Consider the following 25,800-nt stretch of genomic DNA (forward strand, 5'->3'; position numbering starts at 1 on the left):
GGGAATTCAGCCCAGCGCAATATTGCGTCTGGCATCTTGCCGACATGGTTCAAAAACCTGTAGCGTTCCAGCTGCAGTAGGAGGATGAGAATGACGCGTTTGCTTGCCGCCACGGCGTTGATCGGAGCGATGGCCGTCATCCCCTCCACACCCGCCGCCGCGCAGAACAATGTCCGCATGCAGATCGTCTATGGCGATGACGAATGCGCGACGAGCAATGGCGAGATCATCGTCGTCTGCGTCCGCCGCGACGAAAGCGAACGCTATCGCATCCCGCCCGAATTGCGCGACACGCGGGATCTCGCCGCCAATGAGAGCTGGCTGGCGCGCTCGCAGAGCGTCGAATATGTCGGCCGCGGCGGCACGATGAGCTGCTCGCCGGTGGGCCCCGGCGGCTTTACCGGCTGCACTGAACAGCTGCTCCGCTCGGCCCGGGCCGAACGCGGCGCGCTGCTCGAATTTTAGCTTTCCGTTTCCGCCTGCCGGGCGGCGATCCAGCGGTCGATCTGCGCCTCCAGCACGTCGAGCGGCACCGAACCCTGCTCCAGCACCGCATCGTGGAACAGCCGGACGTCGAAATCATCGCGCAGCGCCTCTTCGGCGCGCGCGCGCAGCTCCCGGATCCGCAGCTCGCCCAGCTTGTACGCCAGCGCCTGGCCGGGCCATGAGATGTAGCGGTTGACCTCGGCCTCGATATTGGCGTCGGTCAGCGCCGTATTCTCGCGCATGAAGGCGATCGCCTGTTCCTTGGACCAGCCCAGCGCATGAATGCCGGTGTCGACGACCAGCCGGCAGGCGCGCCACATTTCATAGGACAGCCGCCCCATATTTTCCGCCGGCGTATCGTAAATCCCCATCTCGATGCCGAGCCGCTCCGAATAGAGGCCCCAGCCCTCGATAAAGGCGGTGAAGAAGGCGAGATTCTGGCGCAGCGGATGGGTGTCGACTTCGAGCTGCAACGCGATCTGGTGATGATGCCCGGGCACGCCCTCATGCGCCGAAAGCGCCGGGATTTCCCAGAGCGGCCGCTGATCGAGCAGCGAAGTGTTGACATAATAGAAGCCCGCGATGCCGGTCTGCGGCGATCCGGGGCTGTAATAGGCGGTCGTCGTTCCCTCGGCGATTTCGTCGGGTACCGCGCGAATACCGTAGGGGAGGCGCGGCAGCGTACCGAACATGGTCGGCATCAGTCCGTCCAGCTCCTTGGCCTGGAGGGCCGTCGCCGCCATCAGCTCCTCGGGCGTTTCGGCATAATATCGGGGGTCGGTGCGCAGATGGTCGATAAAGGCCTCGCGCGTCTCGAACCCGGCTTCTTCGGTTACCGCCTCCATCTCCGCCCGGATGCGCGCAACCTCGTCGAGCCCGATCCGGTGGATTTCCTCGGCCGACAGATTGGTCGTCGTCATCTGCCGGATGCGGAAGGCGTAGAATTCCGGGCCGCCGGGTTGGGAGGATATGCCCACCTCCTGACGGCAGGCGGGATAATAGGTTTCGCGATACCATTGCAGATGCTCGTCATATTCGGGCGCAAGTACGGTGCTGATGATCGCGCGCGCCTCGGCGGCATAGCGATCGAACGCCGCTTCGCTGATGCCCGGCGGACGCGGCCGGGTAAAGGGCTCGTAGAAGCGCGACGCGGTTACGTCCTCGCCGATCACGCCCGAGATCGAACGCTCATAACCGTCGAGCACGGCGCAGGGCAGCGTATAACCGCCGTCCGCCGCCTCGGTCGAAATCCGGATCGCCTCGTCGTTTATCGAGGGGTACAACCGCAGCCGCGTCAGATAGCTTTCGAAGTCGCCCGGCGTCTGGAACGGCAGGCCCTGGGCGAGCCCGGCGAAATTCTGGTGCCAGCCAGAATAGGTGGTGAACAGCATCACGCGCTGCGCGAAACCGTTGGCCTCGATCGACTCGCTGAGCATGCGTTCGAGAATCCCGTAATCGGTGCGGGCATCGGCGGAGAGCTGGTCTTCGGGTATCGCGCGCAGGCGATCGAGATAGGCCTGCGCCTCGGCGGCCCGGCGATCGCGCGCGGCCAGGCTGATATCGGACACGCGGTCGTCATAGTCGCGCACGCCGACGCTCGTCGCGAGTACGGGGTTTTCGCGCAGAGCGGCGGCCCAGACTTCGTCCATCAGCGTCGCGAGATCGTCGTCGGGCGCTGCCATTGCAGGTGTGGCCGTGCCGAGCGCGAGGGCCAGTATCAGTGTGCGCATCATCGTCATTTCCCCTGTTTCTCGTCACTTGGACTAGGCGGCGTTTCGGGAAATGGCCAGCCGGGGCTCGACGAAGCGCGAAGGATCATCGGCAGGCTTCGAGAGCCGCGCGGACGGAGCGGCGCGCAATAATGGCCGCCCGTGCAACGAAATCGGCGCTCGCGCTTTGATAGGGCAAAGAGAAAGGAAAACCATGAGCGACAATATCTACAAGGTCACCGAAGTCGTCGGCACCTCCGAGACGAGCATCGAAGACGCGATCACGGGGGCCATCGAACGCACCGCCAAAACGGTCCGCGATATCGGCTGGTTCGAAGTGACCGACACGCGCGGCCATGTCGTCGACGGCAAGGTCGCCCATTATCAGGTCACGCTGCGGATCGGCTTCCACCTCCAGGACTAGGTGGACAGGAGCTTCCCGCCGAACAGTCGGCGCGCCGCGCCCTCGTCGAGATCCAGTATCCGGAGCGGAGCGGCGAGCGAAGCGCCGGCCGTGCCGACGACCAATGTGGCGAGGCCGAAGCCGCGTTGCGTCAGGCCGCGGACCAGGGTCGCCGATTGTGTCCTGGCAAGCGGCAGGATCGTGACGCGCGGCCGCCAGAAGCCCCGTCGGACGAAAAGCGTGTCCTCGGCGATGCAATAGCCGTGCGCGCAATATTGCAGCACCGGCGCGATCAGCAGCGGCAGCGCCAGCAGGGCCAGCCATGGGGCGCCGCTCCAGAATAGCGACGCGATCGCGATCACAGCCGCCAGCCCGGCGCCATCCTCGACCCAACTGCGCCATATCAGCCGCGGCGAGACCCGGGTGAAGGCCTCAACCGGTGGCGGCGACGGCATAGCCAGTTCGTCGAGGATCGGATCGAGGTCGGGTCGCCGGGCAAGCGGCGCGACGACATGATGGGTGCCCGCATCGCCGTCGCTGCCGAGACTCTGGACCGCCAGGCCGTGCCAGCCGAACAGCCGCTTGACGATGCCGGTCGACACGATTGCCGCCTGTACGCGGCGAAGCGGGATGACGACATCGGTCCGCGTAAACAGCCCGCGCTGGCGCCGCAGCCCCGTTTCCGTCCGGGTGAGCCGGAAGCCGAAATCGCGCGCGACCGTCCGCGCGAGGCCGGTGACGACACCGATGGCGAGCAACAGCATGACGAAGGACAGGACGGAAAGCGCCGAGACGAGCCCCATTGCCTGATCGCCATAATCGTCGATCCACTGGCCCGGATCGAGATAGCTGGCCGGCAGATAACTGCCCATATATTGCCAGATTCCGCCGAAAATCGCGAGAAAGAAAAGCGAGAAATTGAACAGCCCGGCGACGACGAGCCGGCCGACATCCATCGAGAATAGCACGGGCTCACTGCGTTCCGCCCTGTCCTCCGGCGCTGCGGCTGCGCTTGCCGCATTGCCTGCCTTATAGGTGCGAATCCTGTCGCGCAGCCGGTCGGCCTCCGCCCGGCTGATACAATTGAGCTCCCCTTCGTCGCCACCGGCGCTGCCGGTTTCGATCCGGGCGATCGAGACGCCGAACAGGCGTGCCAGCAGCTTCTGCTCGAGACTGATGTCCTGAATCCGGTCGAACGGAATCGTCCGCCGGTTGCGGTTCAATATACCGCTTTCGATCACCAGCTGTTCTTCGCCGATCCAGTAGGTGAACCGCCGCCAATAGACATAAGCGAACAGCATCGATGCGATCAGGCCGGCGAACGCCAGAAAGGCGGCGACCGCGAACCCGCTCCCGCCGATGAAATAGGCGGCCGCGGGAAGGCCCAGAACCAGTCCGGGCAGGCGCTCGACACCGCGTATCGCCAGCGTCGCCGGATGGAGGCGCGACCAGCTTTCCGGCTCTGCGCTCATGGCAGGTCCTCGCTGATATGGGCGCGGATCTCGTCGCGCATCCGGTTGGCATCCTCGAGCGCGAGCCCTGGAAGATCGACTGTGCTGTTATAACTGCCCGCCGTGTGCAGGGTCAGCGTCGAAACGCCAAAGCTCCGCTCGATCGGACCGCGCGACACGTCGATATGCTGGACCCGGTCATAGGGGACGATGGTTTCCCGGCGAATGAGCAGGCCGGATGCGATGAGGATCCCGGCATCTCCCTGATAATAGCCCCAGCGGCGATAGCGGCGCCCCGGAAGCAACAGCACCGTTGCCAGATAGAGGAGCAGCCCCGCACCGCCGATCCAGCCGGCGGTAAAGCCGAGCTCGCCCGCCGCCACGACATCGCCGACCGCGAGCATCGCCAGGGGCGGCAGCCCGCCGAGTATCGCCCGGATCCTGAGAACGCTTTTCTGGCGGGTATCGAGGGGCGTCAGTTGCGTCGTCCGGATATCCGGCGAAGCGGCGGTATCGGCCATGCGAATGTCGGTCATGATGGTCCTTTGCATGCGGCAAGCTGGTGCTGCCCTCCAGCTAATAATAATTCGCAAGTGAAACAATCGACGGGGCCGCCCGTTGGTACAACAAACCGACAAAGGAGACACGGACAATGGCAGACGAGAAGATTTTCGCCCGGCTCAAGGAAGACCATGACAAGCATCGCACGATGCTCGACCTGATCGACAAGACCCAGGGCGACAGCGAGGGCCGGCGCGAACTGTTCGGCCGGTTCAAGACCGAAGTGACCGCCCATGCCGCCGCCGAGGAAGAAACGCTCTACGCAACGATGCTCGCCGATCCCGACCTGCGCGACAAATCGCAGCATTCGGTGGCCGAGCACAAGGAGCTCGAAGATTATCTCGCGGAACTGGAGGAGATGGACTATTCCTCGACCGGCTGGCTGACCCGCTTTCGCACGATGAAGGATCGCTATCTTCATCACATCGAGGAAGAAGAGAATGAGATGTTCATCGCGGCGGCCAAGGGCCTGACCGAGGAAACCGAAAAACAGCTCGCCGAAAAGTTCGAACAGCGCAAACCGGACGAACTCGAACGGGCCTCCTAGCCGCGCGCCGGCATTGTCAGCGGCGCGATTTATCGCCACTGCAGAGACAAGGAGATATATCGATATGCGATATGTTTTTTTGTCCCTGTTGTTGTGTCTGACACCAGCCTGCACCACGATCGTGCCCACTCCGGTGATCGGCGACTCTCTTATCATCGCGCATCGCGGCGCGTCGGCCGAACGGCCGGAACATACGCTCGAAGCGTACACGCTCGCGATCGAGCAGGGCGCGGATTATATCGAGCCCGATCTCGTGATGACGCGAGACGGCATATTGGTCGCGCGCCACGAGAACGAGATTTCGGCGACGACCGATATTGCCGACCGCCCCGAATTCGCCGACCGCCGGACGACCAAGACGATCGACGGCCGCAGCGTCACCGGCTGGTTTACCGAGGATTTCACGCTGGTCGAGCTGCGCACGCTGAGGGCGCGCGAGCGGCTGCCCGAGCTTCGTCCCGACAGCGCCACGCATGACGGCCGCTATCGGGTGCCGACACTTGCGGAGATCATCGAACTTGTCGGGCGCCAGGACCGGCCGGTCGGGCTAATCCCGGAAATCAAGCATCCGGGCTATTTCGCCTCGATCGGCCTGCCGATGGAAAAGGTACTGGCCCAACAGCTCGCCGAGGCCGGCTATGACACCGAAACGGATCTGGCGATGATCCAGTCGTTCGAGATCGCGCCGCTCGCCGCGCTCGACATATTGACGGACGTGCGCCTCGTGCAACTCGTGGCGCGCGCGGGCAGCCCGGCGGACGCGCCCGGTACAAGCTATGCGCATATGGCCACGCCCGAAGGGCTGCGCGCCGTCGCCGCCTATGCGGACGCCATCGGGCCGGACAAGACGTTGGTCGCGCGCTGGGACGGTTCAGCAACCGCACCAACCGCGACATCACTGGTCGCCGACGCGCATGCGGCTGGCTTGGCCGTCATCCCCTATACCTTCCGCCCGGAAAATTATTTTCTGCCCGAGGCGCTCCGGCGCGGCGCCGATCCGCGCGCACGCGGCGATAGCCGCAGCGAGATCGCCGCCTATATCGCGCTCGGCATCGACGGGCTGTTTACCGACGAAACGACTGCCGGTGTTTCGGCAGTTGGCATAATCCCGACAACCGAGGACTGAAACGGTGCCGGTTCGTCGAACCGCATCCGGCTGCGTCAGAATCTCCCGATGACGGCGAAACGGGCATTGAGGGGCGCGCCCACACTCACCTGATGCGTAGAGTGTGAATTCGGGAAATAGAGTTCGTCGAACAGGTTTTCGACATTGACCTGAACGCGGATATCGTCGGTCACGTCATAATAGGCGGCCGCATCGAAACGGGTGTAGCTCGGCAGGACCGCTGTATTCCCGTTATTGACGAAGCTCTCGTCCTGATAGGTCATGCCGACGCCGAGACCGAACCGGCTTGTGACCTGGAAGCTGTTCCAGATCGAAAACATATGTTCGGGCAGTTCGCGCGGACGCAGGCCCGTGGCGCCGGCGCGATTGAACTGCTCGCCGTCGAGATAGCTATAGCCGGCCGACACGAACCACCAGTCCGTTACCTGCCCCTGCAGCTGCAGCTCGAAACCCTGGATCTGCGAATCGATGACGTCGAGCGTCGCCGGGTCATTGTCCGAAACCTGCGGCGAGCTCTGCTCGATTTCGAAAATGGCGGCGGTAAAGCTGAGACCCGGATTGATATCCCATTTTATGCCCGCCTCGAGATTGGTGAAAGTGTCGGGTTCGAGCGCGTTGTTATCGCCATTGATGTTGGCGAACTGCTCGCCACTGCGCGGCAGGAAGGTCTCGCTGTAGCTTGCATAGATCGAGATGTTCTCCCGCGGCTTGAGGATCACGCCGAGGCGCGGCGAAATTTCCTGATCGCGGCGGCTCCGCCGGTCGTTCGCCGGAACGTTGAAGACCTCTATGTCGAAACTGTCGAACCGGGCGCCGACGACGACGTTCAACCAGTCGGCAAGCGCGATCTCGTCCTGGATATAGGCGGAAAAGACATCGATATCGACGCGCGTGTCGTCGTTCAAATCGGTGGTGAAGCTGTTCGTCGTCGGCTGGCCCGCCGCATTGACGCCTACGCCCCCGCGCAGGTTGAGCGGGCGAGCGATCGCGAAGACTTCGTTGTCGTCCATCGTCGTCGACCAGAAGGAATTGAACCGGTCCTGGTCCGACGAGGTGTTGATATATTCGCCGCCGACGATGACGGTGTGGTGGATGCGACCGGTGTCGAATTCGCCGACCAGATTGCCCGACAGGATCAGATTCTCGCGCTGGGTCGTGTCGACATAACCGTCGAGCGTCACCTGGTTCGGCGTGTTCGCCTGATCGTAGCCCGATGCGTAGAAATTCTGGTAGAGCTTGTCGTAGTTGCCATAAAAAGCGCTGAAATTGCCCTTCAGATTCTCCGAAAAATCGTGCTGGAGCGATGCGCGCAGCAAATGGGCCTGCAGTTCGTTCGTGTTGAGTTCCGGATCGGCGAAGACGATGTCCTCGAAGGCTTCGACCGGACGCCCGTTCGTTCCCGTCGGAATGCCGCGATCGATAAACCGCTCATGATCGATATATTCATAGGACAGATCGAGCGTCGTTGCCGGGCCGAACTGGAACCTGGCAGTCGGGTTGATGCCGAACCGGTCGCCATCATAAAAATCCCGGTGATTGTTCAGATACTGATACATGGCGTTGAGGCGGAACGCCGCATTGTCGCCGATCGAAAAGTTGGTATCGATCTGGGCACCGACGGCGCCGAAGGTGTCGATACTCAACTCGCCGTCCGTAAACGTCTGTCCGATCACGCCTTTCTTCGTCACACGATTCAGGATGCCGCCCGTGCCGCCGCGCCCGAACAGGAGCGCATTCGGGCCGCGCAGGATTTCCACCTGCTCCAGATTATAGAGCGGCCGGTAATATTGGACATCGTCGCGAACGCCATCGATGAAGAAGTCGGCCGTCGAGCGCACACCCCGGAACACAATCGAATCGCGATGGCCTTCGCCCTGCGACGTGTTCACCCCGGGTGTGTAATCGATAATCTGGCCGATACTCGTAAAGCCGCGCTGGCTGATTTCGTCGGCGGTGACGATCGAGAGGCTTTGCGGGACATCGATGATCGGCGTCGGTGTTCTCAGCGCGTTGACCTGGTCGGTGTAGAGGACCCTGCCGGCAACGACGATCTCGGCATCGTCCCCGCGGCGCAGCTGGACCGCCGCGTCGTCAAAGGCAACGTTGGTGGCGATTGCAGCATTATCGGCCGCCGTCGCGGTCGCGGCGGTGACTACCGCGTCTCCCTGTCCGTTCTCGACGCCCTCTGCCTGAACCGGCGTGACCAATATTGCGGCGACCGCCAAAACCGAACTCGAAACCACCAAACGCACGAAACTTCCCCCTACAAATGTGATGTCGAGGGCGCTTAAACTTGATGCGAATGACTTGCAATAACAAAATCCCGATTGCGAGCGAATTTCATTATCGTGTCGGAACAGGACATCGGCGAGGTAAAAGACCGGAAACCCGGCATTTCGGGGAGAAGCGCGCGCTATTCGGCGGCGAGGAGGGTTTCGGCGCCGCCCAGATCGACCGAAACGAGCCGGCTAACGCCGCGTTCGACCATCGTGACGCCGTACAGGCGGTGCATGCGGGCCATGGTCACCGCATTGTGGGTGACGATCAGATAGCGGGTGTCGGTCTCGGCGGCCATCTGGTCGAGCAATTCGCAGAACCGCTCGATATTCGCGTCGTCGAGCGGTGCATCGACCTCGTCGAGCACGCATATCGGCGCCGGATTGGTCAGGAACAGTGCAAAGATCAGCGCCACCGCTGTCAATGCCTGCTCGCCGCCCGACAGCAGGGTCAGCGTCGCCAGCTTCTTGCCCGGCGGCTGGGCCATGATCTCGAGCCCGGCCTCGAGCGGATCGTCCGAGTCGATCAGCGCGAGATGCGCCTGCCCGCCCTGGAACAGGGTGCCGAACAGACGCCGGAAATGCTTGTCGACTTCCTCGAACGCCGCGAGCAGTCGGGCGCGGCCCTCGCGGTTCAGATTGCCGATCGAGCCGCGCAGCCGGTTGATCGCCTGGCCCAGCTCTTCGCGCTCGGCGAGCGATGAATCGCGTTCGGTTTCCAGCTCTTCCAGCTCGCTCTCGGCGACGAGGTTCACCGGGCCGATGCGTTCGCGGTCCGCCTTGAGTTTGTCGAGCGCAGCGGATTCGTCCTCGGCGCCCGCCACGTGGTCGGCATCGAATTCGAACTTCGCGGCAAGCCCGCCCGGCGCCGACTGGAAGCGTTCGCTCGCGATCCGTTCGAATTCGCGCCGCCGCGACTCGGCATTCTCGAAACGCGCCTGCCCGCCCGCGCGGTGCTCGCGCGCCGCGGAAAGCGTCTCGACCGCTTCGGCGGCAAGCCGCTCGGTCTCCGCCACGCGCTCCTCGCCGGCGCGTTCTTCCGCACGGGCGCTCTCGGCGCGCTCTTCGGCTTCGGTAACGCGGCCCTGCAACGCGCGAATCTTCGCATCGATCTCGGCGGGCGCATCGGCGAGCGCCTTGGCCTCGGCTTCGGCCTCGGTCTCGCGCCTGGTCATTTCCTGGACGCGGCGCGCGGCCTCGCCAGCCCGGTTTCTCCAGCTGTCCGCTTCGGCCCGGGCCGCTTCGAGCCGTGCCTTGTCGGCATCGATCGCCTGACCGATGGTCGCCGCTTCGGCCCGCGCCTCGGCAAGGATGAGACGCGCCGCCTCGCTCGCCGCCTTGAGCCGCTCGACCGAGGCGTCCGTATCGCCGCTATCGGGCAATCCGGCGACCGCAGCTTCCGCTTCCTGGAGCCCGTCCTTCGCCTCTTCGAGTTCGGCATTGGCGCGGTCGCGGCGCTCCGCCAGGCCCGCCTGCTGATCGGCGAGACGCTCGATCGCGGCGCGGGCGCCATCCTGCTCGCGGATCGCTGCCCGGGCTGCATCTTCTGCAACGCCCAGCGCTTCGCGCGAATCTTCAAGCATCGTCCGCGCTTCGGTGACCGCCGCAACCGCTTCCGCTGCGCGCCCCGCCGCCGCCTCGACATCCGCGCGGGCATCCGGCAGCGCGGCCTCGATCGCTTCGAGCCGATTGGCGCGCATCAGCCGATCGGCAGCCGCCGCGCCCTCGTCGCTCGCCACATAGCCGTCCCAGCGCCGCAGAGATCCGTCGCGCGTCACCAGTCTCTGGCCAACGGCGAGATCGATCGCACCGTCATCGGTCTCGACAACGCCGATCTGCGCCAACCGCCGCATCAGCTGCACAGGCGCGGTCACATGATCGGCCAACCGTTCGATACCGGGCGGCAGCGCCGGGTCGGCATCATGCGTTTCGGAGCCCGACCAGCGGCGCGCGCTGGTTTCGCCCAGGCCGGCCTCGAGATCGTCGCCGAGCGCCGCGGCCAGCGCCTTTTCATAGCCCTTGGCCGCGCGGACATGGCCCAGCGCCTTGTCCTCGACCGCATCCTCCATGCCCTTGGCAAGGGCCTGAGCCTCCGATTCGAGCGCGGCAAGCGCCGCCCGCGCCGCCGCCGTCTCGCTTTCCGCCGTATCGCGGGCGTCCGCCGCCGCTTCGCGTTGTTCGTCGGCCGTCTCGATAGCAGCGCGCAATTCTGTCACCCGCGCCTCCGCCGCCTCGCGCGCCGTTTCGGCTTCGGCATATGCCCGCTCCAGCGGCCCGGCATCGCCCAGCTCGGCCAGTTCCGCGGCGATCCTCTCAGCCTCGGCTTCGGCCCGCGCCAGACGCTGGCGCGCGCTTTCGGCACCCGCTTCGGCAACGCGGATATCGGCCTGTTGCGAAGCTTGCGCGGCGAGCGCGCGCGCCATGGCGAGCTCGGCCTCGCGCGACACGGTTTCCGCCTCGTGCAGCTTGCTTTCGCTTTCGGCCAGACGCTCATCGGTGCCCTCGAGACGCGCGGCGATCTCCTGCTCTTCGGCACCCAGCCGTTCGAGTGCGGCCGCGGCATCGCTCGCCAGCGCATCCTCGCGCCCGCGATCGCGCGACAGATTCTCGCGCTGGTTCGCGAGTTCGTCGATCCGCCGCTCGAGCGCATTGCGTTCGTTCTTCAGCGCCGCCAGTTCATGCCCAAGCGCCGAAGCGGCTTCGCGCGACTCCTGCGCCGCATTGCGCTGCTCGGCCAGTTTGCGCGCAGCATCGGCCTGATGCACAGCGGCCGCCCGCTGTCGTTCGGCCGCCTCGGCAACCTGCGTTTCGGCCCGCTCCGCCTCCGCCTTGGCGGCTTCGGCCGCGGCCGCCGCATCGCGCCAGCGGGCGAAGACCAGCCGCGCCTCTCCCAGTTCGATCTGGTCGGTGAGCTTGCGATAACGCCGCGCGGCGTTGGCCTGCCGCTTCAGCGCGCGGATCCGGCCATCCATATCGGCGAGGAGATCGTCGAGCCGCGACAGATTGGTCTCGGTCGCGCGCAGCTTCTGCTCGGCATCCTTGCGGCGCACATGAAGCCCGGCGATCCCGGCCGCCTCTTCCAGCATCTGCCGCCGTTCGGCGGGCTTGGCCGACACGACGGCGCCGATCTTGCCCTGACTCACCAGCGCCGGTGAATGGGCGCCGGTCGCCGCATCGGCGAACAGCAGCGCGACATCCTTCGCGCGCACATCGCGTCCGTTCACCCGATAGGCGGAACCCGCGCCGCGCTCAATCCGGCGAACGACCTCGACCTCGCTTTCGAGCGCGACCGTGTCATTGTCGGGCCGGTCGCTTTCGTCGCGCTCGGCGAGGATCGAGACTTCGGCGAAATCGCGGGCGGGCCGGGCGTCCGTACCCGCGAAGATCACGTCCTCCATGCCGCCGCCGCGCATCGATTTGGGCGAGCTTTCGCCCATCGTCCAGCGCAACGCTTCGAGCAGGTTCGATTTGCCGCAGCCATTCGGCCCGACGACCCCGGTTAGGCCGGGCTCGATCCGGAGCTCCGTCGGATCGACAAAGCTTTTGAAGCCCGCGAGTTTCAGGCGTTTTATCCGCATCGGCTACGCCTGTTCCGCATTCGCGCGCAATGTGCCCCCAAACCGTTCAATCTACTGGACCATCTCCTGGAGGCGGGCGTCGAGTTGCGCCCAGCTCGAAACGCCGCTCGCCAGCTCCCCGTTGATCAGGAAAGACGGCGTGCCGGTGATATTGTGCTGGTTGAGCGCGCGGTTGCGCATTTCCTCCAGCTCCTGGATCGCCGCTGTATCGGCAAGGCACTGGCGCGCCTGCTGGTCCGAAACGCCAAGACTGCCGACGAGATCGATCAGGCCGGCCGCTTCGGCGAAACCGACGAACGTCCGGCCGCTCTGCAACGCTTCGGGTGTCGCCAGCGCCTGCAGCTGCGCCTGGTCGGCGCCCTGGATCGTCTCGAACATCGCTTCCTGGTTCGCGAACAGCCGTTCGTTCAGCGGGAAGAAGGGCTCGGCGCCGCGGCAGCGGCTCAGCAGCGCGGCGCTGAGATCGAGCGGGTCACGGACGAAATTCCGCACCTCGAAACTCACCAGACCCTGCGAGATATAATTCTCGGTCAGCGGATCGAAGCTCTCTTCGGCGAAGGTCGCGCAATGGCCGCAGGTCATCGACGCGAATTCGACGATATTGATCGGCGCGTCGGGGTTACCCATCTGGAACCCGCCCTCTTCGGTCTTGGTCACGACTTCGACCCAGTTGCGCGAGGTATCGGCTTCGACGGAACCGGTAGCCGCGCCGCCATTGGCCGACGTTTCACCGCCGCATGCTGCAAGGGTCGCGGCCAAGGCGATCGCGGAAGCCTTCCATAGATTCTTCATCACTCACTCACTCCATTCTGTGCGTCGCGGCCAATATCGCCAAGACGCTTAACCTGCAATTGCCGGGGCGGTGCGCGATCGTCGACCAGCGGCGCGCCTTCGGTCGCGACCACCGAGGCCGCCAGACCTTCGAGACAGGCGCGCAGCTCGGGATCGGCGATTTCGCGCAGCGATGCGCCGAGCGCCTCGGGAACCGGGCGCAGCGACGGCGGCGCGGGCGGGCGGGCCGCGGGCTTCGCCGCCCTGCCCTGCTGGATGGCGATCCGGGCAACGGCCGGGTAGCCGAAAAAACGGTTCACCCGTTCGATGATCGTCGGTTCGATATGCTGCATCATCGTCGCATGCGCGCCCGCAACATTGAGGCGCAGGACGCCGTCCGACCGCTTGCCGGCCGGAAAACGGATCGATTCGGGCGTCGAGACCTCGGCATAGCGCTCGCCGACGATCTCGCGCCAGCGCGTGACGATCGAACTCTGGACGAAACCGAAGCGGCGAAACGACGCCTTGCCGATCTGCGGCAGCATATCGCCGACGGCGCGCGCCCGTCGGCTGCGCCCTTGGGCCCTGCCCGATGATTTCGCCTTGTCGCGACCGGAAATATTGCGGGTTTTCGCCATCCCGTCGCTCATGCCATAGGCCCCTGATGGCTGCCATAAAAAGTTGCAGGGCGATGTGGATAATCCACCGCCCCCGGGAAACCGCCTGAATGGCCGCGAAGCCGGTCAGCGAAGCGCTCCTGCGCTGGTATGAGGGCGAAGCGCGCGCCCTGCCCTGGCGCGCGCCGCCGGGCGCGCCGCCGCCCGATCCCTATCGGGTCTGGCTGTCCGAGGTCATGCTCCAGCAGACGACGGTCGCCGCCGTGAAACCCTATTTCGCCAGGTTCACGCAGCGCTGGCCCACCGTCGAAGCGCTCGCCGAGGCCGATCGCGCCGACGTGATGGCCGCCTGGGCCGGGCTCGGCTATTATGCCCGGGCGCGCAATCTCCACGCCTGCGCGAAAGCCGTGGCCGCGGACCATGGCGGCCGCTTTCCCGAAACCGAGGACGAATTGCGGGCCCTGCCGGGCATCGGCGCCTATATCGGCGCGGCGGTCGCGGCGATCGCCTTTGGCGAGGCGGCGACGGTCGTCGACGCAAATGTCGAGCGCGTCATATCCCGGCTCTGCGCCATCGAAACGCCGCTGCCGAAGGCGCGGGCAGAAATCCGCCGGCTCGCCGAACCGTTGACGCCGGCCGACCGCGCCGGGGATTTCGCACAGGCGATGATGGATCTCGGTGCGACGGTCTGCACGGTCCGCGATCCGGACTGTCCGCAATGTCCGTTACAGGCGATGTGCGCCGCGGCGGCGAGCGACGACCCCGCCCGTTTTCCACTGAAAGCGCCGAAAAAGCCCAAGCCGGTCCGCCGCGGCACGGCCTTCTGGCTCGAGCATGAGCGATCGGTGCTGCTCGTCCGGCGCCCGGCGCGCGGGATGCTCGGCGGCATGCGCGCGCTGCCGAGCGGGCCGTGGCACGACAAATCGCCCGGGCTCGCCGAAGCCCCGGCCGATATCGACTGGGCGGCGTTCGGCACCGTCAGCCATGTCTTCACCCATTTCGCCCTCGAACTCGATATCGTTGGGGGCCGCGCCTTGACGGATACGGGCGTGGAGGGCGAATGGTGGCCGGTCGATGCGATCGAGGATGCGGGTTTGCCGACATTGTTCGCCAAGGCCGCCGCATTGGCGCTGGCACAGAGGGAGAATGACCAGTGAATACGCCATTACGGCCGGGCCTGACGGGCTCGCGCCTCGACCGCGCGGACCAGATCCGGGTCAATGAAGAGCTGCTCGGCGAAGTGCGCGGCAATCTGCGCGCGCGCCTGCTCAAGCTCAACGATCTCGATCCCGAAATCGGCCCGGACGGCACGCTGGTCTGGGGATCGATGGCCGACCGCCCGGCCGATTCCGAGCTGCTGTTCCTCGGACTCGACGACGGTACGCCCTGTTTCGCACCGCTTGTCGAGAATGCGCCGCCCGCCGGCCAGCGCGCCTATGCCGTGTGGCGCTATCTCGACATCATGCCGCCCGCGGAAGCGTCCACCTACGCTGCCGCGCGCTCGCTGATCGAATGGCATCGCGGCCATCTCTTCTGCAGCCGCTGCGGCGCGCGATCGCAGGTCGCCAAGGCGGGCTGGGGCCGGAAATGCCCGGAATGCGGCGCCGACCATTTTCCGCGCGTCGACCCGGTCGTCATCATGCTCGCGACCTTCGAGGACAAGGCCCTGGTCGGCCGCCAGCCGCGTTTCCCGCCGGACCGCTATTCGGCGCTCGCTGGTTTCGTCGAGCCCGGCGAATCGCTCGAGGGCGCAGTCACCCGCGAGCTGTTCGAGGAAGCCGGCGTCCATGCGACCTCGGTGCGCTATCTGACCAGCCAGCCCTGGCCCTTTCCCAACACGCTGATGATGGCCTGTATCGCGCCGGTCGACGGCGAGGAACTCACGCTCGACACCGAAGAGATCGAGGCGGCGAAATGGGTATCGAAGGAAGACGTCCGGCGCGCGTTTGACGGCGCCGTCGATGCCGCCTTCATCGCGCCGCCGCATTTCGCGATCGCCCATACCCTGCTCCGCGCTTGGGTTGACGGGAAGTGATTGTCCGCTTGCGATAATGCGCGCCCCTCTCTAAAGCACCGCGCAAGCAATCCTGACAGGCGGGAATCAAATAGATGAGTCAGTTCAACACCATCGCAGGCTGGTCTTTGGCGGGCGGCATCGTGGCGCTCGGCGCATCGATCGTCACCGGCGAAATCTTCCACAGCGAACGCCCCGAAACGATGGGCTATGTCGTCGAGGGCGTCGTCGAAGAAGGCGGCGAGGAAGAAGCCGAAATGACGATGGCGATGGCCTTTCCGTCGGTCACCGTCGAACAGGGCGAGGCCGTCTTCCGCCGCTGTGCGAGCTGTCACACGATCAATGAGGGCGGAGCGAGCGGCATCGGCCCGAACCTGTGGGGCAAGATCGGCCGCGACATCGCCTCGGTTCCCGGTTTCAACTATTCGGGCGCGCTGAGCGAAATCGAGGGCAGCTGGAATTTCGACAATATGTCGGACTGGCTGGCCCGTCCCGCCGCTTTTGCGCAGGGTACGACGATGAGCTTCGCCGGACTGTCCGATCCGCTCGATCGCGCGGCCGTGATCCTCTACATGAACGCCAACGGCTCGAACATGCCGCTGCCGGAACCGCCTGCCGCGGATGAAACCGAGGCCGAAGACGAAGAGATCGAGGCCGAAGAGGCCGCGGATCCGGAAGCCGTGGCGGATATCGAAGGCGGCGACGAGGCCGCGGCCGAAGCATCAACCGAGGAATAGAACCCGGTTACTTGCCGCCGATTTTCGTCGGCGCGCACTTCCAGCCCTTGGGCTCGAAGTAAAAATCCGTGATCATCTCCCAGGCCTCGTCGGCGGTTTCGACGAACCGAAAGAGATTGAGATTGTCCACCGAAATCGTCCCCTCTTCGGCCAGCGCCTCGAAATCGACGACCCGCGTCCAGAATTCCTTGCCGAACAGCAGGATCGGCAACGGCTTCATCTTGCCCGTCTGAACAAGCGTCAGTAGCTCGAACATTTCGTCGAACGTCCCGAAACCGCCGGGAAACACCGCCACTGCGCGCGCGCGGATCAGGAAATGCATCTTGCGCAGCGCGAAATAGTGGAACTGGAAGCTCAGGCTCGGTGTCACATATTCGTTCGGCGCCTGCTCGTGCGGCAGCACGATGTTCAGGCCGATCGATTCCGCACCGACCTCGGCCGCGCCGCGATTCGCCGCTTCCATGATCGACGGCCCGCCGCCCGAACACACGACGAACTGGCGCTTGCCGTCCTCGTCGCAATCGCACTGGCTCGCCGATCGGGCGAGCTTCCGGGCCTCCTCATAATATTTCGCTTTCGCCCGCAGGCGCTCCGCGACGCGCTTCTGCTTGCCTTCCGAGGCAGCTTCGACGACGGCATCGGCACGGTCCGGCGACGGAATCCGCGCCGATCCATACATGACCAGGGTCGAACCGATATTGGCCTCGTCGAGGAGCAGCTTGGGTTTGAGCAATTCCAGCTGGAAACGGATCGGCCGCAAGTCCTCACGCAGCAGGAAATCGGTATCCTGGAATGCCAGCCGATAGGCCGGGTCCTCGGTCTGCGGCGTCGAGGTGACTTTGCGGGCATAGGCCGCGTCTTCGCCGGAGGAATAGAAAATCTCTTCGGGGATATGTGGGTCGTTCATGACCCTATCCTTTAGCGACAATATGGCCCGCGGCTACCCATGTCGAAATGAAAATGGTTGCGGTGGTCGGCATTGGCGTCGGGGCCGAGCACGATCTCGAACCGTTCGCAGGCCCCGCGATGCAGATCGCGCAGGAAGCGCCGTTCCCGGCCGTCATCGTTGTTCCAGCCCTCTAGTACGGTGATCCGGCGGCCATCGGCGAGGTTGAACGCCGATATGTCGATTGCGTTCGCCTTGCCATGTTCGGAGAGCCGGCCGCTGCCGGCGATATTGCGGCAGCCATAGGTGCCGAACGTCTCGACCAGGGTCACCGGCTGACCGAAATGACGCCGCGCCGCGGGCTGGAGCACCTCGCGCGTCCAGCGCGCATAGCGGGCGGCGAGCGGGCACGTCATGGCGCCGAGATTGCGGGTCGGCGTACCGACCTGAACGAGCTGCACGGCCCCGATCGCGCGGCATCCGTTCGAGAAGTGCCGATCCGGCAGCCGGCGGTACTGGACGTTCTGATTCGAGAGATTGACGAGGCACTGCCGGGTTTCGGCGCTGGGCGGCGGGAGCCGCTCGACATTTTGCGACGGACGAGGCCCGTCGGTGCGGCCATCGATCATTCCGCATGCGGACAGCATGGCCAACAAGGGCAAGATGAGAAGTCGCGAAGGCATGGTCGAAACCCTATCCATTCATGGTTATCAGAAGGTTAACGGAGCCGTTCGCCGAGACGCGCATCGTCGGGAAAACGACCATCGGAGTATTTTGGCCGACGGGCTGACCCATTAGCCATTGGGGCGTGCCACCATCGCGTGGATCGCCTCAAGCGTGTTGACATGCTGCGCCGCAACACGCATGGCGGCGGCGGGCCACGCTGCCCCAACGCAGCGCGTGCTCTCTGCGAGGAGAGAATGACATGACGAATGAACCTACGGTCCGTCCGGGCCGCCCTTTCTTTTCATCCGGACCCACATCCAAATTTCCCGGCTGGTCGCTCGACAAGTTAAGCACCGAATCGCTTGGCCGCTCGCATAGGTCGAAGCTCGGCAAGGGCCGGCTCAAATATGCGATCGATCTCAGCCGCGAGATTCTCGGCATCCCCGACGATTATCTGATCGGCATCGTTCCAGCGTCCGATACCGGCGCCGTCGAACTCGCCATGTGGAACATGCTCGGCGCGCGCCCGGCAACCGTCGCCGCATGGGAAAGCTTCGGCAATGTCTGGATCCAGGATGCCGCAAAACAGCTCAAGCCCGAAGGCCTGAGCGTCCTCGAAGCCGATTATGGCGAGATCCCGGATCTCCGCCAGATCGATCCGGGCGACGATATCGTATTCACTTGGAACGGCACGACCTCGGGTGCGAAAATTCCCGATACCGACTGGATTTCGGACGCGCGCGAGGGCGTGACGATCAATGACGCGACCTCCGCCATTTTCGCGCAGGAGATGGACTGGCCCAAACTCGACGCGACGACCTATAGCTGGCAGAAGGTGATGGGTTCGGAAGCCGCGCATGGCATGCTGATCCTGAGCCCGCGCGCCGTCGAGCGGATAGAGAGTTACGATCCGCCCTGGCCGCTCCCCAAGATCTTCCGCGTCAAGAAGAACGGCAAACTCAACCGCGCGATCTTCGAAGGCGCGACGATCAACACGCCGTCGATGCTGGCGACCGAAGACTACATCGCGGCCCTCGAATGGGCGCAGTCGATCGGCGGGCTTGCCGAACTTCAGGCGCGCGCGGACCGCAATGCAGCGGTTGTCGATCAGTGGATCGAAGCGACGCCCTGGATGCGCAACATGGTGTCCGACCCCGCCAAGCGGACGAACACCGGTGTGTGCATGGTCTTCCAGGGCGACTGGTATGACGGCCTGTCGGCCGAGGACCAGGCAGCCGTGCCGAAGAAGATCGTGGCGATGCTCGAAGAGCGCGATATCGGCTATGATTTCAACGGCTATCGCGATGCACCGCCAAGCTTGCGCATCTGGTGCGGATCGACGGTGGAAACCGACGATGTCGCCGCGCTGCTACCCTGGATCGAATGGGCCTACGCCGAAGTAAAAGCCGAACGCGGCTGATTTTCATCCACCGTCATGCTGAACTTGTTTCAGCATCCACTCTTCAGTCTGCGACAACGGAACCGGAGGAAGAGTGGACCCTGAAACAAGTTCAGGGTGACGGGCCGGTGCTTGGAGAGGCACCGCAGATTCCAAGCAAAGGAATTCCCAATGCCCAAAGTGCTTATTTCCGACAAGATGGACCCCAAGGCCGCAGAAATCTTCCGTTCCCGCGGCGTCGAGGTCGATGAAAAAACCGGCCTTTCGAAGGAAGAACTGGCCGAGATCATCTGCGAGTATGACGGCCTCGCCGTCCGCTCTTCGACCAAGGTGACGCCGAAAATTCTCGAAGCCGCGACCAACCTGAAAGTCATCGGCCGCGCCGGGATCGGCGTCGACAATATCGACGTGCCCGCTGCGTCGGCACAGGGCGTCGTTGTCATGAACACGCCGTTCGGCAATTCGATCACGACCGCCGAACACGCGATCGCGATGATGTTCGCGCTGGCCCGCCAGCTGCCCCAGGCCGATGCCTCGACCCAGGCCGGCAAATGGGAAAAGTCCAAGTTCATGGGCGTCGAGCTGACCCACAAGACGCTTGGCCTTATCGGCGCCGGCAATATCGGCTCGATCGTCGCGGACCGCGCCCATGGCCTGAAGATGAGGGTCGTCGCCTATGATCCGTTCCTCACCGAGGAACGCGCCGTCGAACTCGGCATCGAAAAGGTGACGCTCGACGAACTGCTCGGCCGGGCCGATTTCATCACGCTCCACACGCCGCTGACCGACCAGACGCGCGGCATCCTCTCCAGGGAAGCGATCGCGAAGACGAAGCCCGGCGTCAGGATCATCAACTGCGCGCGCGGCGGACTGATCGACGAGGCGGCGCTCAAGGAGGCGCTGGACTCGGGCCAGGTCGCCGGCGCGGCGCTCGACGTGTTCGCCGAGGAACCGGCCAAGGATAATCCGCTGTTCGGAACGCCGGGCCTCGTCTCGACCCCGCATCTGGGCGCGTCGACGAGCGAGGCGCAGGTCAATGTCGCGATCCAGGTCGCCGAGCAGATGGCCGACTATCTGCTCGAGGGCGGCGTTACCAACGCACTCAACATGCCGTCGCTCTCGGCCGAGGAAGCGCCGAAGCTCAAACCTTATATGGCGCTCGCCGAAAAGCTGGGCTCGCTGGTCGGCCAGCTCGCGCATGACGCGGTTCAGGGCATTTCGATCGAAGTCGAGGGTGCGGCCGCCGAACTGAACCAGAAGCCGATCACCGGCGCGGTGCTGGCGGGCTTCATGGGCGCTTATTCGGACACGGTGAACATGGTCAACGCGCCCTATCTCGCAAAGGAACGCGGGCTCGATGTCCGCGAAGTGCGGCATGACCGGGAAGGCGTCTATCACACGTTGATCCGGGTCGCGGTGATGACGGATGAGGGCGAAAAGTCGGTCGCCGGGACATTGTTTGGCGAGGACGCGCCACGTCTGGTCGAGATTTTCGGCATCAAGATCGAAGCCGATCTCGACGGCGCGATGCTGTATGTCGTCAACCAGGACGCCCCGGGTTTCATCGGCCGGATCGGCACGACATTGGGTGAAGCGGGCGTCAACATCGGCAACTTCCATCTCGGCCGGCGCGACGGCGGGGGCGATGCCGTGCTGCTGCTCTCGGTCGACCAGCCGGTCGAGGAGCCGGTGCTGTGGAAGGTCTGCAACCTCGAAGGCGTGAAGACGGTGAAGACGCTAAGCTTCTAGCGAATCGATAATCCCGCTAAGGGCTTCGTCATGAACAAGATACCGCCTGGCCTCCTTCCCGAAGGACTGCGCGACCGGCTTCCGCCCGAGGCGGAGGCGGCCGCGCGGTTGCTGCGCACCGTGATGGATAGCGTCGCTTCCCATGGCTATGAGCGGGTGTCGCCGCCGCTCGCCGAGTTCGAGGAAGGGCTGGTCGGCCAGCTCAAATCGGACGGAGCGCAGGACCTGCTTCGGATCATCGATCCGGTTTCTCGGCGGACATTGGCGCTGCGCCCCGATATCACCGCGCAGGTCGGCCGCATCGCCTCGACGCGCATGGCGGCGCGAGCCCGACCGTTAAGACTTGCCTATGGCGGCGAGATTCTCAGGCTCCGCGCCACGCAACTGCGCCCGGAGCGGCAGTTGCTCCAGGCTGGGGCCGAGTTGATCGGCGCCGACAGCGTCGCGGCCGCAAGCGAGATACTCTCGATGGCCGTCGACACGCTGGCCGAAGCCGGCGTCGCGGACATCACGGTCGATCTGACGCTGCCGGATCTGGTGCCGACCCTCGCGGACGGCCCCTTCCCGCTCGCCGCGGACCTGATCGAGCCGGTCCGGGCCGAGCTCGACGAGAAGGACGCGGGCGCGATCGCAGCCCTGGGCGCCGACGCCTATCTGCCGCTGATCCATGCCGCGGGCCCCGTCGACCGGGCGCTCGAACGGATGCGGGCGATCGATGCGGGTGGCGCGCTCGAAACGCGGCTCGACGGCATAGAGGCGATCGCCGCGGCGCTGGGCGACCGGGCGACGATCATGCTCGACCCGACCGAACGCCATGGTTTCGAATACCAAAGCTGGCTCGGCTTCTCCTTTTTCGGCGCCGATATTGCAGGCGAGATCGGCCGCGGCGGCAGCTATACGATCTGCCCGCCGGACGGCGACGAGGAACCGGCGATGGGCTTTTCGCTCTATCTCGACCCGCTCGTCGATGCCGGCCTCGGCAACAAGGACATGCGCCGCCTGTTCCTGCCGCTCGGCACCGATACCGAACTGACGAAGCGGCTGCGCGGCGAGGGATGGCGGACGGTCGCCGCGCTGAACCCGGACGACGCGGCGGAAGCGCTCGGTTGCACACATCGGCTGGACGGAAACGAACCGAAACAAATCTGAGGCGCGACACGGATTCGAGACGCCGCCGTGAATAGCGGCGTGGACGCGCTTGTCCGGGGCAATTAGGAGCGGGTTTTAACCCTCAAGCGAAAGCATAGATCCACATGGCCAATGTCACCGTTATCGGCGCCCAATGGGGCGATGAGGGCAAGGGAAAGATCGTCGACTGGCTGTCGGCACGCGCCAATGTCGTCGTCCGCTTCCAGGGCGGCCACAATGCCGGCCATACGCTCGTGATCGGCAACGAGACCTACAAACTGTCCCTGCTGCCCTCCGGCATCGTCCGCGGCACGCCCTCGATGATCGGCAACGGCGTGGTGCTCGATCCCTGGGCATTGCGCGACGAGGTGGAGAAGATTCGGGGCCAGGGCGTCGAAGTGACGCCTGAGACGCTGCACATTGCCGAAACCTGCCCGCTGATCCTGCCGATCCACCGCGATCTCGACGGGATGCGCGAGGATGCGAGCGGGGAAGGCAAGATAGGCACGACACGGCGCGGCATCGGCCCGGCTTATGAGGACAAGGCCGGACGGCGCGCGATCCGGGTCTGCGATCTGGCCCATCTCGACGAACTCGGCCCCCAGCTCGACCGGCTCTGCGCCCATCATGACGCACTGCGCGCCGGGTTCGGCGAACCGCCCGTCGATCGCGAACGGTTGCTCGCCGATCTGCACGACATTGCCGATTTCGTATTGTCCTTTGCCGGACCGGTCTGGCGCTCGCTCAACGAAGCGCGGCAGCGCGGCGACCGAATCCTGTTCGAGGGCGCGCAGGGCGTGCTGCTCGATGTCGATCACGGCACCTATCCGTTCGTCACCTCGTCCAACACGATTGCGGGAACCGCAGCCGGCGGATCGGGGCTCGGCCCCGGCGCGGTCGGTTTCGTACTCGGCATCGTGAAGGCCTACACCACGCGGGTCGGCGCCGGCCCTTTCCCGACCGAGCTCGAAGACGAAACGGGCAAGCGGCTCGGCGAGCGCGGTCATGAATTCGGCACCGTGACCGGCCGGCAGCGCCGCTGCGGCTGGTTCGACGCGGTGCTCGTGCGGCAATCCGTTGCGGTTTCCGGCGTCACCGGCGTCGCCCTCACCAAGCTCGACGTGCTCGACGGTTTCGACGAGATCAAGATCTGCACCGGTTACAGCGTCAACGGCCAGGATTACGATTATCTGCCGCCCAACACGCAGGACCAGGCAGCGGTCGAGCCGATTTACGAGACGATCGAAGGCTGGAGCGAGACGACCGCCGGCGCGCGTAGCTGGAACGAGCTCCCGGCCCAGGCGATCAAATATGTGCGGCGGGTGGAGGAACTGATCGGTTGTCCGGTGGCGCTGGTCTCGACCAGCCCCGAACGCGAAGATACGATATTGGTGCGCGACCCGTTCGCCGATTGATCGCTGACAGCGATGTAACTAGACTGTTCCGAAAAACCGGAGAGGATCAGTCACATGAAGTCCATAGCTGCCATGGCCACCCTGTTGCTCGCGTCGACGAGCGCCTTTGCCGCCGTCCATAGCGTCGAAGCCGGGCCGGACGCCCAGGAACGCTTGCAGGGCGCGCTTATCGAAGCCCAGCCGGGCGATGTGGTTGAGATCGGGGCCGGCCGGTTCGAACTGACCGACGGACTTTCGCTCGATATCGACAATGTCACGATCCGCGGCGCGGGCGCCGACGAAACGATCCTCGATTTCACCAACCAGGTCGGCGCGGGCGAAGGTCTGATGGTCACGTCCGACGATGTCGTGCTGCGCGATTTCGCGGTCGAGAACAGCCGCGGCGACGGAATCAAGTCCAAGGAAGCCGACCGGATCGTCTATGACGGTGTCAGGGTCGAATGGACGAACGGCCCCGATCCGAGCAACGGTGCCTATGGCATCTACCCGGTCGAATCGACCCATGTGCTCGTACAGAACAGCCGGGTGATCGGGGCCTCGGACGCGGGCATCTATGTCGGCCAGTCGCAACAGATCATCGTCCGCCACAATATGGTGACCCACAATGTCGCCGGAATCGAGATCGAAAACAGCTATTTCGCCGATGTCTACGAGAATATGGCGACCGAAAACACGGGCGGCATCCTGGTGTTCGACCTGCCGAACCTGCCGCAAATGGGCGGCCATTCGGTTCGGGTGTTTCGCAACCTGATCCAGAACAACAACACGGCAAACTTCGCGCCAGCCGGCAATATCGTCGCCAATGTGCCGGCCGGAACCGGCGTGATGGTCATGGCCAATCGCAACGTGCACGTGTTCGAAAATGTTATCGAGGAGCATGGATCGAGCAATGTGATGCTCGTCGCCTATACCGAGACATTCGACGACCCGAACTACGAGCCGACAATTCGCGACGTCTTCATTCACAGCAATGTGCAGGGCCGCGCCGGCTATGCACCTGATTTCGAAGGCGGCACAGAGCTCGCGGCGGCGGTCGGCGGCACGCTGCCGCCGGTTCTATGGGACGGGAACGGCACGGCGATCGTCGTCAATGACGAGGTGCCCGTGCTGTCGCTCGGCCTCACAAGCCCCGGCCAGTCGGTCGCCGAAGCCCAGCCGTCGATGGCGGAACTGGCGAGCGACGATGTGCCCGCGGCGCCGGAAGCCGTCGTCCTGCCGGAAAGCATGGTGGCTGCCGTCCAGTGACCCGGACTCTGGCCGCGCTCTTCGGTTGGCTGGCGCTGGTGAGCGCCAGCACCCCGGCATCCGTCGCGACCGATCTGATCGCGGGCGATACGCTGCCCCGTTCGCTGTCCGATTTTCGTTTCTTCACCGACGGGATCGGCCAGACGCCGAACGACCGCGTGATCGGCTACGAGCTCAATACGCCGCTCTTCTCCGACTATGCGGTGAAGAACCGGTTCGTCTATGTGCCGGAAGGGCAGACGGCCGGCTACAATGCGGATGGCGTGTTCGAATTTCCGGTCGGCTCGGCGCTGATCAAAAGTTTCGGCTATCTCGCCGATTTCCGGAACCCCGATGGCGATATCCGCTGGATCGAGACGCGCGTTCTGTTGCGGCGGGAAAGCGGCTGGGTCGCCCTCCCCTATATCTGGAACGCGGATGGCAGCGATGCCGTGCTCGCCCGCGCCGGCCGCCGTCTTCCGGCCAGCTGGATCGACGCGGACGGCGAGGCGCAGGAAATCAGCTATCGCGTACCCAACCAGAACCAGTGCAAGACCTGCCATGCCCGCAACGGCGAAATCGCGCTGATCGGGCCGAGCGCGCGCAATCTCAACGACGGTACACGCCTCGCCCAATGGGTCGACTGGACGATCCTCGATCGCACCCCGGCCGATGCACCCCGCGTGCCGCGCTGGGACGATGAAAGCGACGGAACGCTCGACGAGCGCGCGCGCGCCTATCTGGATGTCAACTGCGCCCATTGTCACAACGCCGCGGGCAGCGCGAGCAATTCAGGACTGTTCCTTACCTATGAGGAAAGCAACCCGGTAACGCGCGGAATCCTGAAACGGCCGGTGGCCGCCGGGCGCGGCAGCGGCGGTTTCGACTTCGATATCGAGCCCGGACATCCGGAACGCTCGATCCTGCTCTATCGGATGGAGGCCCGCGATCCGGGTATCGCGATGCCCGAACTCGGACGCGAGCTGCGTCACGAGGAAGGTATCGCCCTTATCCGGCGCTATATCGCTACCATGGACAACCAAGGTTAGGCAGATCG

General features: G+C 64.7%; 22 protein-coding genes. 13 read left to right on the top strand and 9 right to left on the bottom strand.

Features of this window, described 5'->3' with window-relative positions; translation table 11 throughout:
* Positions 1-90 precede the first annotated feature (90 nt).
* On the top strand, positions 91-465 hold the full coding sequence (locus HFP57_RS08015) for a hypothetical protein (protein ID WP_176869291.1): 375 nt from the start codon (positions 91-93) through the stop codon (positions 463-465).
* Here the strand turns inward: HFP57_RS08015 and HFP57_RS08020 are convergent.
* A complete protein-coding gene (locus tag HFP57_RS08020; RefSeq protein WP_176871210.1) occupies positions 462-2,216 on the bottom strand; it encodes a DUF885 domain-containing protein in 1,755 nt (584 codons plus the stop codon). The two genes, HFP57_RS08015 and HFP57_RS08020, sit on opposite strands and share 4 nt — an antisense overlap.
* A gap of 193 nt (positions 2,217-2,409) precedes the next feature.
* On the opposite strand from HFP57_RS08020, the gene HFP57_RS08025 reads away from it, so the two are divergent.
* The gene (locus HFP57_RS08025; protein ID WP_176869292.1) at positions 2,410-2,619 is read left to right on the top strand and encodes a dodecin; all 210 of its coding nucleotides are present in this window, start codon (positions 2,410-2,412) and stop codon (positions 2,617-2,619) included.
* Here HFP57_RS08025 and HFP57_RS08030 read toward each other — a convergent pair.
* The gene (locus HFP57_RS08030; protein ID WP_176869293.1) at positions 2,616-4,070 is read right to left on the bottom strand and encodes a PH domain-containing protein; all 1,455 of its coding nucleotides are present in this window, start codon (positions 4,068-4,070) and stop codon (positions 2,616-2,618) included. The two genes, HFP57_RS08025 and HFP57_RS08030, sit on opposite strands and share 4 nt — an antisense overlap.
* The gene (locus tag HFP57_RS08035; protein WP_246263498.1) at positions 4,067-4,585 is read right to left on the bottom strand and encodes a PH domain-containing protein; all 519 of its coding nucleotides are present in this window, start codon (positions 4,583-4,585) and stop codon (positions 4,067-4,069) included. Before HFP57_RS08035 ends, HFP57_RS08030 begins: the two co-directional genes overlap by 4 nt.
* 116 nt (positions 4,586-4,701) lie before the next feature.
* On the opposite strand from HFP57_RS08035, the gene HFP57_RS08040 reads away from it, so the two are divergent.
* Positions 4,702-5,157: a hemerythrin domain-containing protein gene (locus HFP57_RS08040; RefSeq protein ID WP_176869295.1), complete on the top strand. Its 456-nt coding sequence runs from the start codon at positions 4,702-4,704 to the stop codon at positions 5,155-5,157.
* Between the two features lie 64 nt (positions 5,158-5,221).
* Positions 5,222-6,283: a glycerophosphodiester phosphodiesterase family protein gene (locus tag HFP57_RS08045; RefSeq protein ID WP_176869296.1), complete on the top strand. Its 1,062-nt coding sequence runs from the start codon at positions 5,222-5,224 to the stop codon at positions 6,281-6,283.
* 35 nt (positions 6,284-6,318) lie between these two features.
* Here HFP57_RS08045 and HFP57_RS08050 read toward each other — a convergent pair whose 3' ends face one another.
* The 4 genes from HFP57_RS08050 to HFP57_RS08065 form a co-directional block, all read right to left on the bottom strand.
* Positions 6,319-8,535, bottom strand: coding sequence for a TonB-dependent receptor (locus HFP57_RS08050; protein WP_246263501.1), 2,217 nt, complete (start codon positions 8,533-8,535; stop codon positions 6,319-6,321).
* 161 nt (positions 8,536-8,696) lie between these two features.
* Complete coding sequence (smc, locus tag HFP57_RS08055; protein ID WP_176869297.1) at positions 8,697-12,137, bottom strand: chromosome segregation protein SMC; 3,441 nt, start codon at positions 12,135-12,137, stop codon at positions 8,697-8,699.
* Between the two features lie 51 nt (positions 12,138-12,188).
* Positions 12,189-12,929: a DsbA family protein gene (locus tag HFP57_RS08060; protein ID WP_246263666.1), complete on the bottom strand. Its 741-nt coding sequence runs from the start codon at positions 12,927-12,929 to the stop codon at positions 12,189-12,191.
* Entirely contained in the window at positions 12,929-13,558 is a 630-nt protein-coding gene (locus tag HFP57_RS08065) for a DUF721 domain-containing protein (protein WP_176869299.1), read from the bottom strand. Before HFP57_RS08065 ends, HFP57_RS08060 begins: the two co-directional genes overlap by 1 nt.
* Positions 13,559-13,635: 77 nt before the next feature.
* Between HFP57_RS08065 and mutY the strand changes: the two genes are divergently transcribed.
* From mutY to HFP57_RS08080, 3 genes are all read left to right on the top strand, one after another.
* Entirely contained in the window at positions 13,636-14,682 is a 1,047-nt protein-coding gene (mutY, locus tag HFP57_RS08070; protein ID WP_176869300.1) for an A/G-specific adenine glycosylase, read from the top strand.
* Positions 14,679-15,560, top strand: a complete 882-nt coding sequence (gene nudC / locus HFP57_RS08075) for an NAD(+) diphosphatase (protein WP_176869301.1) — start codon at positions 14,679-14,681, stop codon at positions 15,558-15,560. The genes mutY and nudC overlap by 4 nt, the downstream gene beginning before the upstream one ends.
* Positions 15,561-15,634: 74 nt before the next feature.
* A complete protein-coding gene (locus tag HFP57_RS08080) occupies positions 15,635-16,276 on the top strand; it encodes a c-type cytochrome (protein ID WP_176869302.1) in 642 nt (213 codons plus the stop codon).
* A gap of 7 nt (positions 16,277-16,283) precedes the next feature.
* Here HFP57_RS08080 and HFP57_RS08085 read toward each other — a convergent pair whose 3' ends face one another.
* Together HFP57_RS08085 and HFP57_RS08090 are read right to left on the bottom strand one after the other, a co-directional pair.
* Positions 16,284-17,183, bottom strand: coding sequence for an LOG family protein (locus HFP57_RS08085; protein ID WP_176869303.1), 900 nt, complete (start codon positions 17,181-17,183; stop codon positions 16,284-16,286).
* Positions 17,184-17,194: 11 nt separating this feature from the next.
* Positions 17,195-17,845, bottom strand: coding sequence for an extensin family protein (locus tag HFP57_RS08090; RefSeq protein ID WP_246263503.1), 651 nt, complete (start codon positions 17,843-17,845; stop codon positions 17,195-17,197).
* A 242-nt stretch (positions 17,846-18,087) separates the two neighbouring features.
* Here HFP57_RS08090 and HFP57_RS08095 point away from each other — a divergent pair, with 242 nt between their 5' ends.
* From HFP57_RS08095 to HFP57_RS08120, 6 genes are all read left to right on the top strand, one after another.
* Positions 18,088-19,248 (top strand): phosphoserine transaminase, encoded by a 1,161-nt coding sequence (locus HFP57_RS08095; protein ID WP_176869305.1) that lies wholly within the window; start codon positions 18,088-18,090, stop codon positions 19,246-19,248.
* 150 nt (positions 19,249-19,398) lie between these two features.
* Positions 19,399-20,976: a phosphoglycerate dehydrogenase gene (gene serA, locus HFP57_RS08100; protein ID WP_176869306.1), complete on the top strand. Its 1,578-nt coding sequence runs from the start codon at positions 19,399-19,401 to the stop codon at positions 20,974-20,976.
* A gap of 30 nt (positions 20,977-21,006) precedes the next feature.
* Positions 21,007-22,125 (top strand): ATP phosphoribosyltransferase regulatory subunit, encoded by a 1,119-nt coding sequence (locus HFP57_RS08105; RefSeq protein ID WP_176869307.1) that lies wholly within the window; start codon positions 21,007-21,009, stop codon positions 22,123-22,125.
* Between the two features lie 104 nt (positions 22,126-22,229).
* Positions 22,230-23,519 carry an adenylosuccinate synthase gene (locus tag HFP57_RS08110; protein ID WP_176869308.1) on the top strand — a complete coding sequence of 430 codons (1,290 nt, stop codon included), beginning with the start codon at positions 22,230-22,232 and terminating at the stop codon, positions 23,517-23,519.
* 54 nt (positions 23,520-23,573) lie between these two features.
* The gene (locus HFP57_RS08115; protein WP_176869309.1) at positions 23,574-24,764 is read left to right on the top strand and encodes a parallel beta-helix domain-containing protein; all 1,191 of its coding nucleotides are present in this window, start codon (positions 23,574-23,576) and stop codon (positions 24,762-24,764) included.
* The gene (locus HFP57_RS08120; RefSeq protein ID WP_246263505.1) at positions 24,761-25,792 is read left to right on the top strand and encodes an SO2930 family diheme c-type cytochrome; all 1,032 of its coding nucleotides are present in this window, start codon (positions 24,761-24,763) and stop codon (positions 25,790-25,792) included. The genes HFP57_RS08115 and HFP57_RS08120 overlap by 4 nt, the downstream gene beginning before the upstream one ends.
* Positions 25,793-25,800 lie beyond the last annotated feature (8 nt).

The organism is Parasphingopyxis algicola (assembly GCF_013378075.1).
Taxonomy (GTDB): domain Bacteria; phylum Pseudomonadota; class Alphaproteobacteria; order Sphingomonadales; family Sphingomonadaceae; genus Parasphingopyxis; species Parasphingopyxis algicola.

Bases quoted from the DNA above. Each gene is read 5' to 3' on its own strand.
- mutY (WP_176869300.1), top strand. From the start codon at position 13,636: ATGGCCGCGAAGCCGGTCAGCGAAGCGCTCCTGCGCTGGTATGAGGGC.
- HFP57_RS08090 (WP_246263503.1), bottom strand. From the start codon at position 17,845: ATGCCTTCGCGACTTCTCATCTTGCCCTTGTTGGCCATGCTGTCCGCA.
- HFP57_RS08065 (WP_176869299.1), bottom strand. From the start codon at position 13,558: ATGAGCGACGGGATGGCGAAAACCCGCAATATTTCCGGTCGCGACAAG.
- HFP57_RS08035 (WP_246263498.1), bottom strand. From the start codon at position 4,585: ATGACCGACATTCGCATGGCCGATACCGCCGCTTCGCCGGATATCCGG.
- HFP57_RS08020 (WP_176871210.1), bottom strand. From the start codon at position 2,216: ATGCGCACACTGATACTGGCCCTCGCGCTCGGCACGGCCACACCTGCA.
- HFP57_RS08095 (WP_176869305.1), top strand. From the start codon at position 18,088: ATGACGAATGAACCTACGGTCCGTCCGGGCCGCCCTTTCTTTTCATCC.
- HFP57_RS08030 (WP_176869293.1), bottom strand. From the start codon at position 4,070: ATGAGCGCAGAGCCGGAAAGCTGGTCGCGCCTCCATCCGGCGACGCTG.
- HFP57_RS08105 (WP_176869307.1), top strand. From the start codon at position 21,007: ATGAACAAGATACCGCCTGGCCTCCTTCCCGAAGGACTGCGCGACCGG.
- HFP57_RS08115 (WP_176869309.1), top strand. From the start codon at position 23,574: ATGAAGTCCATAGCTGCCATGGCCACCCTGTTGCTCGCGTCGACGAGC.
- HFP57_RS08085 (WP_176869303.1), bottom strand. From the start codon at position 17,183: ATGAACGACCCACATATCCCCGAAGAGATTTTCTATTCCTCCGGCGAA.
- HFP57_RS08110 (WP_176869308.1), top strand. From the start codon at position 22,230: ATGGCCAATGTCACCGTTATCGGCGCCCAATGGGGCGATGAGGGCAAG.
- HFP57_RS08060 (WP_246263666.1), bottom strand. From the start codon at position 12,929: ATGAAGAATCTATGGAAGGCTTCCGCGATCGCCTTGGCCGCGACCCTT.
- HFP57_RS08015 (WP_176869291.1), top strand. From the start codon at position 91: ATGACGCGTTTGCTTGCCGCCACGGCGTTGATCGGAGCGATGGCCGTC.
- HFP57_RS08040 (WP_176869295.1), top strand. From the start codon at position 4,702: ATGGCAGACGAGAAGATTTTCGCCCGGCTCAAGGAAGACCATGACAAG.
- HFP57_RS08080 (WP_176869302.1), top strand. From the start codon at position 15,635: ATGAGTCAGTTCAACACCATCGCAGGCTGGTCTTTGGCGGGCGGCATC.
- HFP57_RS08025 (WP_176869292.1), top strand. From the start codon at position 2,410: ATGAGCGACAATATCTACAAGGTCACCGAAGTCGTCGGCACCTCCGAG.
- serA (WP_176869306.1), top strand. From the start codon at position 19,399: ATGCCCAAAGTGCTTATTTCCGACAAGATGGACCCCAAGGCCGCAGAA.
- smc (WP_176869297.1), bottom strand. From the start codon at position 12,137: ATGCGGATAAAACGCCTGAAACTCGCGGGCTTCAAAAGCTTTGTCGAT.
- HFP57_RS08045 (WP_176869296.1), top strand. From the start codon at position 5,222: ATGCGATATGTTTTTTTGTCCCTGTTGTTGTGTCTGACACCAGCCTGC.